Source organism: Neotabrizicola sp. VNH66 (genome assembly GCF_049445895.1).
In the GTDB taxonomy this organism is placed as follows: domain Bacteria; phylum Pseudomonadota; class Alphaproteobacteria; order Rhodobacterales; family Rhodobacteraceae; genus Pseudogemmobacter.
Window position 1 is genome coordinate 25,929 of record NZ_JBMSDW010000023.1, and the last position, 12,879, is coordinate 38,807.

Annotated in this window: 10 protein-coding genes; 4 read left to right on the forward strand and 6 right to left on the reverse strand. The window is 65.8% G+C overall.

Annotation, left to right across the window (positions count from 1 at the left end; translation table 11 throughout):
* The first annotated feature begins 62 nt into the window (after positions 1–62).
* The 4 genes from ACO2Q5_RS21410 to ACO2Q5_RS21425 are packed head-to-tail and all read left to right on the forward strand — an operon-like array spanning position 63 to position 3,579.
* On the forward strand, positions 63–1,073 hold the full coding sequence (locus ACO2Q5_RS21410; RefSeq protein ID WP_423294856.1) for an ABC transporter permease: 1,011 nt from the start codon (positions 63–65) through the stop codon (positions 1,071–1,073).
* Positions 1,066–1,917 (forward strand): ABC transporter permease, encoded by an 852-nt coding sequence (locus tag ACO2Q5_RS21415; protein ID WP_423294858.1) that lies wholly within the window; start codon positions 1,066–1,068, stop codon positions 1,915–1,917. The genes ACO2Q5_RS21410 and ACO2Q5_RS21415 overlap by 8 nt, the downstream gene beginning before the upstream one ends.
* Positions 1,914–2,786 carry an ABC transporter ATP-binding protein gene (locus ACO2Q5_RS21420; protein WP_423294860.1) on the forward strand — a complete coding sequence of 291 codons (873 nt, stop codon included), beginning with the start codon at positions 1,914–1,916 and terminating at the stop codon, positions 2,784–2,786. Before ACO2Q5_RS21415 ends, ACO2Q5_RS21420 begins: the two co-directional genes overlap by 4 nt.
* Positions 2,779–3,579, forward strand: a complete 801-nt coding sequence (locus ACO2Q5_RS21425; RefSeq protein WP_423294862.1) for an ATP-binding cassette domain-containing protein — start codon at positions 2,779–2,781, stop codon at positions 3,577–3,579. The genes ACO2Q5_RS21420 and ACO2Q5_RS21425 overlap by 8 nt, the downstream gene beginning before the upstream one ends.
* 9 nt (positions 3,580–3,588) lie before the next feature.
* Here ACO2Q5_RS21425 and urtE read toward each other — a convergent pair whose 3' ends face one another.
* The 6 genes from urtE to ACO2Q5_RS21455 form a co-directional block, all read right to left on the reverse strand.
* A complete protein-coding gene (gene urtE / locus ACO2Q5_RS21430) occupies positions 3,589–4,284 on the reverse strand; it encodes an urea ABC transporter ATP-binding subunit UrtE (RefSeq protein WP_423294864.1) in 696 nt (231 codons plus the stop codon).
* A gap of 1 nt (position 4,285) precedes the next feature.
* Positions 4,286–5,047: an urea ABC transporter ATP-binding protein UrtD gene (urtD, locus tag ACO2Q5_RS21435; protein WP_423294866.1), complete on the reverse strand. Its 762-nt coding sequence runs from the start codon at positions 5,045–5,047 to the stop codon at positions 4,286–4,288.
* Positions 5,044–6,267, reverse strand: a complete 1,224-nt coding sequence (gene urtC / locus ACO2Q5_RS21440) for an urea ABC transporter permease subunit UrtC (protein WP_423294868.1) — start codon at positions 6,265–6,267, stop codon at positions 5,044–5,046. Before urtC ends, urtD begins: the two co-directional genes overlap by 4 nt.
* A gap of 88 nt (positions 6,268–6,355) precedes the next feature.
* Positions 6,356–8,296, reverse strand: coding sequence for an urea ABC transporter permease subunit UrtB (gene urtB, locus ACO2Q5_RS21445; RefSeq protein WP_423294870.1), 1,941 nt, complete (start codon positions 8,294–8,296; stop codon positions 6,356–6,358).
* Positions 8,297–8,353: 57 nt separating this feature from the next.
* Positions 8,354–9,622: an urea ABC transporter substrate-binding protein gene (gene urtA, locus ACO2Q5_RS21450; RefSeq protein ID WP_423294898.1), complete on the reverse strand. Its 1,269-nt coding sequence runs from the start codon at positions 9,620–9,622 to the stop codon at positions 8,354–8,356.
* A gap of 366 nt (positions 9,623–9,988) precedes the next feature.
* Positions 9,989–12,694 carry a cation-transporting P-type ATPase gene (locus tag ACO2Q5_RS21455; protein WP_423294872.1) on the reverse strand — a complete coding sequence of 902 codons (2,706 nt, stop codon included), beginning with the start codon at positions 12,692–12,694 and terminating at the stop codon, positions 9,989–9,991.
* Positions 12,695–12,879: the final 185 nt, after the last annotated feature.

Genomic DNA, 12,879 nt, shown 5'->3' on the forward strand with positions numbered 1-12,879 from the left:
ACCCCCCGCAGGATATTTATAAACAGATGAAAGGGCCTGAGGCTGGCTCTTTCGGGGTGCCGATGCAGCTGTTGAGAACCATATTGGGGCGGCTATTGACGACGGCGATCACGCTGATGGGCGTGGCGGTGATCGTCTTTGTCACCATCCGGGTCGTGCCCGGAAATCCCATTGCCATGATGCTGCCGCCCGGCGCGACCGAGGCGGATATTGCCCGGCTGACGGCGCAATACGGGTTCGACAAGTCGATCCCCGAACAGTTCGGCATCTGGCTTCTGGGCGTGATGCAGGGCGATTTCGGCACCTCGATCACCGCGCGGCAGCCGGTGGCGGGGCTGGTGCTGGGCCGTCTGCCGGCCACGCTGGAGCTTTCGGTGATGGCGCTGGTGATGGCCTGTCTGATCGGCGGGGCGGCGGCGCTGGCGGGGACACGGGGGCGCGAGACGAAGACCGAGGCCGCGATCGACGTGGCCAACGGGATGGCGCTGTCGGTGCCGGATTTCCTGTGGGGGCTGGTGCTGATCCTGCTGTTCGGCGTCCTCTGGCCGCTGTTCCATATCTCGGGCCGGATCTCGCCCGCGCTGGACCTGCCGTTCGTGACGAATTTCTACCTGTTCGAAAGTCTGATCCGGCTGCGGTTCGATCTGTGGGCCGATATCGTGGCGCATATGTTCATGCCTGCGCTGGCGCTGGCCATTCCGCTGGCGGCGATCATCGGCCAGCTTCTGAAGCAAAGCCTGAAGGAAACCATGCATCTGGATTATGTGACGCTGGCCCGCACCAAGGGCTATGGCGAGACGCGGGTGATCCTGCGCGAGGCGCTGCGGAACGCCATTCTGCCCACGCTGACGCTGGTGGGGGTGCAGTTCACCTTTCTGATCGGCGGCACGGTGATCATCGAGCGGCTGTTTTCCTATGAAGGTCTGGGCAATCTGGCGATCGAGGCGGTGATCAACCGCGACCTGCCGCTGATTCAGGGGATCGTGCTCTTGTTCGCGGCGATCTTTACCGCGGTGAACCTGATCGTGGACCTGCTTTATGCCGTGCTGAACCCGAGGTTGCGCCATGGCTGATGCACGCGGCTTGCTGCGGCGGCGGGCCGGGCCACGGCTGTGGCTGTCGGCCCTGTGGCTGGGGCTGGTGGTGCTGGCCGCCGTCTTTGCCCCATGGGTGGCGCCGAAGGACCCGCTGGCGCAGGACCTGTTTCTGGGCCGGATGCCGCCCTTTTGGGTGGCCGGGGCCGAGCCGGGCTACTGGCTGGGCACCGACAGTCTGGGCCGCGATGTCCTGAGCCGGATCATCTGGGGCGCGCGGATCGCGCTGACGGTGGCGCTGGTTGCGGGGACCATCACCTGTCTGGTGGGGGCCACGCTGGGCCTGATGGCGGGCTATCTGCGGGGCTGGGTGGATGTGGTCGTGTCGCGCTTCATCGACATCTGGATGGCCTTTCCGCCGGTGCTGTTCTCGATCCTGCTGATCGCGGTCATGGGGCCGGGGCTCTGGTCCATCGTCATTGCCATCGTCGTCATCGACTGGACCCGCTTTGCCCGCGTCATCCGGGCTGAGGCGATGGGGCAGGGGGCGATGGATTATGTCGCGTCGGCCCGGGTGGCGGGGCGGGGGCGGTTGTCCACCATGCTGACCGAGATCCTGCCGAATGTGCTGCCCACCATCGTGGTGCTTCTGACGCTGGAGATGGGCATTGCCGTCATCGTCGAGGCGATCCTGTCCTTTGTGAACCTGTCGATTTCCACCGATGAGGCGACATGGGGCAGCATGATCGGCGAAGGCCGCACCTCGATCCATCAGGCGTGGTGGGTGTTGGTGTTCCCGCTGATCGCCCTGTTCCTGACCGTCCTTGCCTTCAGCCAGTTGGGCGAGGGGCTGAAGGACCGCTACGATCCGGTGCTGAGATGAGCTTTCTGGACATACGGGGCCTTTCGGCCCGCATCCTGCGGCAGGACATCCGCCTGTTGCGCCGCGTTTCGCTGACGGTCGCGGCCGGAGAGGTGCGGGGGCTGGTGGGCGAAAGCGGCGCGGGCAAGTCGATGATCGGCAAGGCGGTGCTGGGCATCCTGCCGCGCGCGGTAGAGGTGACCGAGGGGGAAATTCTGCTGGACGGGGTGGACCTGCTGCGGCTGACCCCGGCAGAGCGGCGCACGAAGATCGGCCAGACCTGCGCGCTGATCCCGCAGGACCCGCTGACCGCGCTGAACCCCAGCCGGAGGATCGGGCCGCAGATCACTGACCGGCTGGTCGATATTCTGGGCTGGGACCGCGCGCGGGCCGTGGCGCGGGCCGAGGAACTGCTGCACGAGGTGCGGATCGCCGATCCCGCGCGGGTGATGCGGGCCTATCCGCATGAGCTTTCGGGCGGCATGCGGCAGCGCATCCTGATTGCATCGGCCTTTGCGGCGGAGCCGAAGCTGATCGTGGCGGATGAGCCGACGACCGCGCTGGATGTGACGGTGCAGAAGCAGATCCTGAAGCTGATCGCCGATATGCAGGCCCGCCACGGCACCGCGCTTTTGTTCGTGACGCATGATCTGGGTGTGGTGAGCAAGGTCTGCAACAGCCTGTCGGTTCTCTATGGCGGGATGGTGGTGGAGGATACGGCGGTGCGGCCGTTCTTTGCCGGGCCGCGCCATGCGTATTCCCGCGCGCTTCTGGCGGCGACGCCGAAATACAACGACCCCGCGGCCAGCCTGACCCCGGTGCCCGAGGCAGTGATCGCTGCCGTCCGGGCCGAGGTCGAGGCCGCAGACCGGAGGGATGCCCATGCCTGATCTGTATGAGGTTGCCGGGCTGCACCTGTCCCTGCCCGACCTGAACCGCAAGCCGCTGTTCAGCCCGGCGCCCCGGATCGAGATACTGAAGGGGCTGGATTTCTCCATCGCGCGCGGTGAGATTCTGGGCATCGTCGGCGGGTCCGGGTCCGGCAAGTCCACGCTGGGCCGCTGTCTCGTCCGGCTGCTGGAACCGACGGCGGGGGTGGTGCGGTTCGACGGGCAGGATATCACCCATCTGGCGGAATCCGGCCTGCGGCCATTGCGAGGGCGGTTCCAGATGATCTTTCAGGACCCGATGTCGAGCCTGAACCCGCGGCACCGGGTGGGCAAGCTGATCGCGGCGCCCTTGCGGCTGCATGGGGTGGCGGATGTGCCCGCCCGTGTGGCCGAGGCGCTGGATCTGGTGGGTTTCCCGCAGGCGATGGCGGCGCGCTATCCGCATGAGCTTTCGGGCGGGCAGCGGCAGCGGGTGGGCATTGCCCGCGCCATCGCACTCCGGCCCGAATTCATTCTGGCCGATGAGATCGTGTCCGGTCTGGACGTGTCCAGTCAGGCGCAGGTGCTGAACCTGCTGGAACGGCTGGTCAGGGACCTTGGGCTGACGCTTGCCTTCATCAGCCATGACCTGAGCGTGATCCGCAGGCTCTGCACCCGGGTCATGGTGCTGTATCAGGGGCAGATCGTGGAAGAGGCGCCGGTGGACCAGCTGTTTGCCGCGCCGCAGGCGGCCTATACCCGGGAACTCCTCGACGCGATCCCGCTGCCGGACCCGGATCAGGTCTGGGCCTGATCCGGCTGTTCAGATCGAAAGCGCGGCCTGTAACGCCTCGCGCGTCAGGCCCTCTTTGCCATGCCGCAGGTTCACCTGACCGCGCTTCAGCACATAGAATTCGTCGCCCAGATTGAAGGCAAAGTCGAAATACTGCTCGACCAGAATGATGGCCATGTTGCCCTTGGCCTTCAGATATTCGATCACCCGGCCGATCTGCTGGATGATATTGGGCTGGATGCCCTCGGTCGGTTCATCCAGAAGCAGGACCTTCGGCTTCATGATCATCGCGCGGGCAATGGCCAGCTGCTGCTGCTGCCCGCCCGACAGGTCGCCGCCGCGGCGGTGGCCCATGTCGCGCAGCACGGGGAACAGGTCATAGATCTCATCCGGGACCTTGTGCTCAGACTTGGGCAGCAGGGCATAGCCGGTCTCAAGGTTCTCTTTCACCGTCAGCAGCGGAAAGATCATCCGCCCCTGCGGCACCACCGACAGGCCGCGCCGCGCCATGCCTTGCGCCTTCAGCACCGGCAAAGCCTCGCCATCCAGCGTGATCTTGCCGCCGGAGCGCGGATGCGTCCCCGCCAGCGCCTTCAGTAGCGAGGTCTTGCCCACGCCATTGGTGCCCATCACGCAGGTCACCACGCCCGCACGGGCCTCAAGGTCGATCCCGTAAAGGATCTGGCTGCCGCCGTAATGCAGGGTCAGGCCTTCGGTCGTCAGCATGTCAGCGCCCCAGATAGACTTCGATGACTTTCGGGTCCTTCGTCACATGGTCAAGGCTTCCCTCGGCCAGCACCGACCCTTCGTGCAGCACCGTCACCCGGCAGTTGAGGCGCCGGATGAACTCCATATCATGTTCCACGACCACCACGGCGCGGGTCTTGGCCAGATCGACCAGCAGGGCGGTGGTCTGCTCGCGCTCGGAAAAGCTCATCCCGGCGGCGGGTTCATCGACCAGCAAAAGCCGCGGCTCCTGCGCCAGCAGCATGGCGATCTCCAGCCATTGCTTCTGGCCGTGGCTCAGCTCTCCCGATTTGCGGGCCAGATGGTTGCCAAGGCCCACCTGACCGGCCAGTTCGGCCACTTTCTCGCGGTCCTTTGCGGTCTCGCGCCAGAACAGCACCTTCCACGGGCTGCGCGCGGCCTTCAGCGCCAGCATCAGGTTTTCGGTGACGCTCTGATCCTCGAACACGGTGGGGCGCTGGAACTTGCGGCCCACGCCCGCGCGGGCGATCTGCGCCTCGGACATGCGCAGCAGGCTGCGGTTGTCCTCTCCCCAAAGGACGCGGCCGGTGTCAGGGCGGGTCTTGCCCGTCACGATGTCCATGAAGGTGGTCTTGCCCGCGCCGTTCGGGCCGATCACCGCGCGCAATTCCTGCGGGCCGATCTGGAACGACAGGTTGTTGATGGCGCGGAAGCCGTCGAAGGTGACCGAAACGCCGGAGACTTCCAGAAGCGAGGTGGTGCGGGCCGGAGAGATGGTCATTGATCGGCCTCCTTCTCGCGCAGGGAGCCATCATCCGGGCCAAGGGGCGCGCCATGGCGGCGGGGATGGGGCAGGCGGTCGAACAGCCCGCCAATCCCCTTCGGCGCGTAAAGCGTGACAAGGACGAAGGCGAGGCCCAGAAGCACGGTCCACCAGTCCACCCAGTTGATGGTGTAGAACCCCAGCGGGATATTGGGTGCCATGCCGCCGGTGAACATTGAGGACAGAAGAGAGACGAAGGCCGCCCCGATCACCGCACCGTAAAGCCGCCCGCGCCCGCCGATGGCCACCCAGACCGCCAGATAGATCGAGGCGATCGGCGCCAGCTCAGCCGGGTTGATAATGCCCGCCTGCGGGTAATAGAGCGCACCCGCGATGGCGGCGATCATCGCGGTCAGGACGAAGGCGAAGAGCTTGTAGCCCTCGACCGAATAGCCCATGAACCGCAGCCGTTGCTCATCGTCGCGCACCGCCCGCAGGGCCGAGCCGAATTTGCCTGCGGTCACCCAGGCCAGGAGCGTATAGACCAGCCCGAGCGCCAGTGCCGAGGCGAGGAAGAATACAATCGACAGGGTGGTCTGGCTGACAGTGCCCAGATAGGGCAGGTTCTGCAGCCCGGAGAGGCCATTGTTCCCGCGCAGCCCGCTTTCGTTCTGGAACAGCCAGAGCGACAAAGCCAGCGTCATCGCTTGCGTCAGGATCGACAGATAGACCCCGTTGACGCGTGCCCGGAACGCCAGCCAGCCGAAGACCAGCGCCAGAAGCGCGGGCACGATCAGGATCAGCGGCAGTTGCAGCCAGGCGCTATGGGCAAAGGACCAGACCGGCGGCAGTTCGGACGAGCCGACGACGCCGAAGATCTGCACGGCCACGCCTTGGGCAATCTCTTCGGGCGTGGCGGGGATGGCCTGACCGGAGAGCGCCTGCACCACGATTTCTTCGGTGCGGGCATACATCAGCCACATGCCGGTCATGTAGCCGCCAAGCGCGAAAAACGCCATGTGGCCCAGCGACAGGATCCCGGTATAGCCCCAGATCAGATCCATCGCCAAGGCGACAAGGCAGAGGCAGAGCGTCTTGCCCAAGGTCTTTACGAAGGCCGTTGGGATCAGCCCGATGCCGAAGCCTTCGGCCAAGATGGTGATGGTCAGGGTGAAGACCGACAGGGCCAGCAGGAACCACAGGACCGAAGGGTTCTTGGCAAGGAAGGTGCGGCTCATGTCTTGGCCTCCGCCGAAGGCCGGGGGCCAGCCCCCGGACCCCCGGGATATTTGTGAACAGATGAAAGCCGGGCCGCGGTCTGCATGATCAATCCCCCGCGGCGCGGCCCTTGAGGGCGATGATCCCCCGCGGCCGGAACTGGATGAACAGGATGATGAACAGGATCATGTAGGTCTGCGCCGCCAGCGTATTGGACGGGTTCAGCCATTCGATGACCTTCTGCAGCCCGCCGATCAGTGCGGCGCCGGCCAGCGTGCCCCAGATATTGCCCACGCCGCCCACGACGACCGTCATGAAGCTTTGCACGATATAGTCGGAGCCGAGTTCCGAAGTGACCTTGGCGAAGAGGCCGATGGCCACGCCCGCGATCCCCGCGATGCCGGAACCGAGGCCGAAGGTCATCATCGCCACCCGGTCGGGGTCGATGCCCATGCTGGCGGCCATGGCCGGGTTCTGCGTCACCGCGCGGGTCTCCAGCCCCAGCCGGGTCCGCTTCATAAGCCAGAGGAAGAAGCCGAGGAACAGGAGCGCGAGGACGAAGATCGCCACGCGGATATAGCTGATGGCGATGATGTCGTTGAAGGCGAGTTGCCCGTCCAGCCATGCGGGCGCGGTCAGCGGGCGGGCCTGCGTGCCGAAGATGTTCTTGAACAGCTGCTGCAGCGCGATGGAGATGCCGAAGGTCGCCAGAAGCGTCTCCAGCGGGCGCTTGTAGAGATGGCGGATCACCAGCCGCTCCATCGCCACGCCGGCGGCGAAGGTCACGGCAAAGGCCAGAGGCAGCGCGATCACGATGGAGAGCGTGTAGTCCGGCACGAAGAGCTGCACCACATAGCCGGTATAGGCGCCCATCATGATGAATTCGCCATGGGCCATGTTGATGACGCCCATCACGCCGAAGGTGATGGCCAGCCCGATGGCGGCAAGGAAATAGATCGAGGCGAGCGAGATCGCATCCAGCCCCAGATCGGCGGCGGTCATCAGCCCGACCTTGGTTTCGATGCTGCCCAAGGCCGCGCGGGCGGCGTCGGTCACGCTGCTGTCGGCTTCGGCATATTGGTCCCAGAACAGATGGGCGGCGACGGCGGCCTCTGCCTCGGCATCGGTGGCGGCGGCGGGCACCGCGCCCGAGGCTTCCAGCGCCTCGAAAGCGGCTTCGCGCCGGGTCTGGTCGTTCAGCTCGGCGACCGGGATGCCTGCGACGGCGCCATCGACGATATTGGCGGCCAGCGCGGTCTTCAGCGCCTCGGGTGTCAGACGGGCGGGGGCAAGGCCAGCCGTGACGAGCATGTCATAGGCTTCCGCCTCGGTCAGGTCGGTGCCCGGGGTCAGGCGACGGGCGATGTTGGTGCCGGCGGGGATCTCGGTGGCGACCCTGCGGCTGGTGGCCAGAAGCGGGTTCAGCGCGCCGCGGGTATCCAGCGCGATATCGCCGTGAAAGCTTTCGATGGCTTCAATGCGTTCCGCCGGGGTTTCGCCGAAGCGCAGGGCGAGGATGCGGGCCAGCCGTTCCTTGCGCGATTTCAGCACGGGGTCGGTCTCGACCGCGATCGACTCGCGCACGGGTTCCAGATGTGCGGCATCGGGGTTGCGGGCGATGGATTCCAGCGCCTGTGCACGGCGGGCGGGGTCGGGATCGGACAGGGTGAACTGCACCAGCGCGGCGGCGATCAGCTCGCGCACCCCGGCGTTCGGCTTCAGTTCGGTGATGTCTGCCTTGGCGGCGGTTCCCGCGGCACTGCCGTCCAGTGCGGTCAGTGCCCAGCCGTCCCCGTCTTTCGCGATCACGAAGAAGGCACCGTCCGTCTTGCGCTGGCCCAGTACCCGGTCGCCCCAGGCCTGCAACAGCGCGGCGGCGGCGGGATCGCCTGTATCCACGATGGCGTCGATCACCGGGCCGATGGTCTGGCGCGAGGGTTTGGCGATCTGGTCGCCGAATTCGGCAAGAACATCGGGCAGCGCCTGTTGCGCCTGCGCGGGCAGGGCAAGACAGACCGCCAGAACAAGCGGCAGCAGAATGCGGAACATGCGGACCCCTTCGGAAGAAGCGGGGCGCCCGAAGGCACCCCGCCGTGGTCGGTCAGATCAGTAGTTCGAGGTCAGCTGCACGCAGGTCTTGGTCTCGGTGTTGTACATGCCGCATTTCAGGTCTTTCCAGTCGGCCTCCAGCACCGCCGATTCCGGCAGGAAATCGGTCCAGGCGTCGCCGGGGACCGGCTCGGTCTGGGAGATGATGTCGAACTGGCCGTCGGCACGGATTTCGCCGATCAGCACCGGCTTCGTCAGGTGGTGGTTCGGCAGCAGCTCGGCCGTGCCGCCGGTCAGGTTCGGGAACTTCTGGCCGACCAGCGCTTCCAGCACCGGGTCCACCGCGGTGGTGCCGGCGGCGGTGACAGCGTTCACCCACATGTTGAAGCCGATATAGTGGGCTTCCATCGGGTCGTTGGTGACGCGCTTGTCGTCGCCGATGAACTTCTTCCATTCGGCGATGAAGGCGGCGTTTTCCGGGGTGTCGGCCGATTCAAAGTAGTTCCAGGCGGCCAGATGGCCGACGAGGTTGGTGGTATCCAGACCCGACAGCTCTTCCTCGCCGACCGAGAAGGCCACGACGGGGATCTTGTCCGCGGTCACGCCGGCGGCAGCCAGTTCCTTGTAGAAGCCGATGTTCGCATCGCCGTTGATGGTGGAGATGACGCCCACCTTCTTGCCGTCGGCACCCAAGGCCACCACATCGGCCACGATCTTCGACCAGTCGGATTGGCCGAAGGGGGTGTAGTTCACGAAGATGTCTTCCTTCGCGATGCCCTTCGACACCAGATAGCTTTCCAGAATGTTGTTCGTGGTGCGAGGATAGACGTAATCGGTGCCCAGCAGTGCGAATTTCTCGACGCCCAGTTCTTCCAGGAAGTAGTCGGTTGCCGGGATGGCCTGCTGGTTCGGGGCGGCGCCGGTGTAGATCACGTTCTTGGACGATTCCTCGCCCTCATACTGCACCGGATAGAACAGCAGGCCGTTCAGTTCTTCCAGAACCGGCAGGATCGCCTTGCGCGAGGACGAGGTCCAGCAGCCGAACATCACATCGACCTTGGACACGGTCAGCAACTCGCGCGCCTTTTCGGCGAAGAGCGGCCAGTCGGAGGCGGGGTCCACGACCACGGCTTCCAGCTGACGACCCAGAACGCCGCCCTTGGCGTTCTGCGCCTCGATCAGCATCAGCATGGTGTCTTTCAGCGTGGTTTCCGAAATCGCCATGGTGCCCGAGAGCGAATGCAGGATGCCGACCTTGATCGGCCCTTCCTGCGAGAAGGCAAGACGAGGCGTGATCATCGGTGCGGCGAAAGCGGCGGCACCCATGGACAGGAGCGAACGGCGCGAAAATTTCATCGAATATCCCCATGTTGGACCGCCCTTGCCAGCACTTCGGCCAGCCTCCTCTGCGGGCGGTGAACTTGTTGTTGTCGGCACGGCGGCACAATCGTCACCGGACACAATCCCTGCGGCGGACCGGCTCTGCGCGGAACCGGCACCCCGCAGGCCAGAGCAGAGCCCCGCCGCCGCAGCCGGGCAATTCCCGTGCTGCTGTGCAGCATCAAGATTCCATGACAGCCCGGAAATTATGCGTGTTTTGCGGGCATGCAGCCCCTTGGTGCCCACATTATGGGCAAAACCTGTGGCCCGGATGGCGGATTACCGCTGCGCTCCGGCGGAAAGCGGCCGGAGTCAGTCCGGGCCGAACCTGTCGCGCAGCAGGTGCTTTTCGATCTCCAGCACGATCAGCGAGGCCGCACCGATCGCCACAACAAGCATCCCGTCCGTCAGGGACAAGGGCACGGAACCGAAGACCGTGTTCATTATCGGCAGATAGGTGAAGGCAAATTGTGCCACCACCACCACGCCCACGGCGGCCAGAACCGGTCCGGTGCCGCGCAGGCCGGTCAGGGTAAAGCTGGTCATATGCAGATAGCGCACGTTGAAGAGGTAGAAGATTTCCAGCACCACCAGCAAGTTGACGACCATCGTCCGCGCATAGGCCAGATCGCGGCCCTGCGCCTGCGCCCAGAAGAACAGCGCCAGCGCCAGCGCGGTGAAAAACACCGAGACAAAGACGATCCGCCAGATCAGAAACCGCGACAGCAGGCCCGCATCGGCCCGTCGGGGGCTGCGGCGCATCACCCCGGGCTCGGACGGCTCGAACGCCAGCACAAGGCCCAGTGTGGCGGCGAGAATCAGGTTGATCCACAGGATCTGCACCGGCGTCATCGGCATGGCAAAGTTGAACAGGATGGCGGCGATCACGGTCAGCGCCTCGCCCCCGTTGGTGGGGATGGTCCAGCCCACCACCTTGCGGATGTTGTCATGGACGGTGCGGCCTTCGTGCACCGCGGCGACGATGGAGGCGAAATTGTCGTCCATCAGCACCATCTCGGCCGCTTCCTTGCTGGCCTCGGTGCCCTTGATGCCCATGGCCACGCCGACATCGGCCTGTTTCAGCGCGGGCGCGTCGTTCACGCCGTCGCCGGTCATGGCGACCACGCGGCCCTGCGCCTGTAGGGCGCGGACGATGCGCAGCTTGTGTTCGGGGCTGGTGCGGGCAAAGACCTCGGTCGCGGCCACGGCGGTAGGGAATTGCGCCTCGGACAGCCGGTCCAGATCGGCTCCGGTCAACACATGAGGATCATCCGCCAGACCCAGTTGACGGGCGATGGCCTGTGCGGTGGCGGCATGGTCGCCGGTGATCATCTTGACGGCGATCCCGGCCGAGCGGCATTCCGCGATGGCGCGGCGGGCCTCGTCCCGGGGCGGGTCGATGAAACCGCAAAGGCCCAGGAAGACCAGTCCGGCCTCGACATCCGGGAAGTCGATGGCCGAGGTGCCCTTCGGCATCGGCTTCATGGCAAATCCAAGGATGCGTTCGCCTTCTGCGGCAGCCCTGGCGATCTCTGCGGTCCAGAAGGCGGGGTCCAGCGGCATGTCCCCCCCCGCACCCGCCTGCCGGTCGCACATGTCCAGAATGCGCTCCGGCGCACCCTTGACCAGCACCACTTCGCTGTTGTCCAGCGGGATGCGGTGCAGCGAGGCCATGAAGCGATGCGCGGCGTCGAAGGGGATCTCGTCCAGCCGCGGCCATTCGGCCCGGGCCTCGTCCGGGTCCAGCCGCGCCTTCAGCGCCAGCGTGACCAGCGCGCCCTCCATCGGGTCTCCCTCGACCCGCCAGCCTTCGGGGACAAGCCGGGCGTCGTTGCACAGAAGGCCTGCCCGCACCAGCGCCAGCGCGGGGGCATGGCCCTGCGCATGGGGGTAAAGCTGCACACCGCCGGGATCATAGCCTGCGCCTTCGACCAGCTGCAGCTCCTCGGCGGTCACCACGCGCCGGACGGTCATTTCATTGCGCGTCAGCGTGCCGGTCTTGTCGGAACAGATGACCGAGGTGGCCCCCAGCGTTTCCACCGCGGGCAGGCGGCGGATCACCGCATTGCGCGCCGCCATCCGCTGCACGCCGATGGCCAGCGTGATGGTGATGACCGCGGGCAGCCCTTCGGGCACCAGCCCCACGGCCAGCGCGACCACGGCCATCAGCGCCTCTTCCCAGCCAAAACCGCGCAGGGTGACGGCAAAGGCGAACAGCACCGCCGCCCCGGCAAAAGCCACCAGCGTGAAACGGCGGCCGAAGGCATTGATCTGACGCAAGAGTGGGGTCGTCAGCACCTCCACCCCGCCCAGCAGGGCCGAGATCCGGCCGATTTCTGTGTGCAGTCCGGTGGCGGTGACAACGCCCGTGCCCTGCCCGGTGGCGACCAGCGTGCCGGAAAAGGCCATCGACCGCCGGTCGCCCAATGCGGCGCCGGCGGGCACGGGATCTGCACTCTTTGCGGCGGTGACGGATTCCCCGGTCAGGATCGCCTCATCCACCGTCAGGCTGCGCGCCCGGATCAGCCGCAGGTCTGCGGGCACGCGGTCGCCCGCCTCGATCAGCACCAGATCGCCGGGCACCAGATCGGCCATGGCCACGCTGTGCCGCTGTCCGTCCCGCAACACGCTGGCACGGGGAGAAATCATGTTGCGGATCGCGTTCAGCGCATTCTCTGCCTTGCCTTCCTGCAGGAAGCCGACAACGGCATTGACCAGCACCACCGCCAGGATCACCCCGGCATCCACCGCATGGCCAAGGGCGGCGGCGGCCAGCGCCCCGCAGAGCATGAAATAGATCAGCGCATTGTGGAACTGCGACAGGAACCGCAGCAGGACGGGGCGGGCTTTGGTGCCGGGCAGCGCATTCGGGCCGAAGCGGGACAGGCGCCGCGCCGCCTCATCCGCCGAAAGCCCTTCGGCACCACTTCCTGCCGCGGCCAGCACTGCTTCGGCCGGGCGAGCATAGGCATCGCCCAGGGCGTCGGGGCCGGTGAAGGCGGGCTGGTTCTCGGTCATCGGCTGCTCCGGTCTGATCGGTGGATGGTCGGGAATTCCTGCATCTAAAATGCACAATTAACGAATGATTGATATTTTTTGTGCGAAATTAGGGGATGTCAACCGCGTCTGGCCGGGTGTGCGGGGCAAGACCTGCGGCATCTTCGCCCCCAATGACAATGTTGTCATGTTCGCAAGGCAGCGAA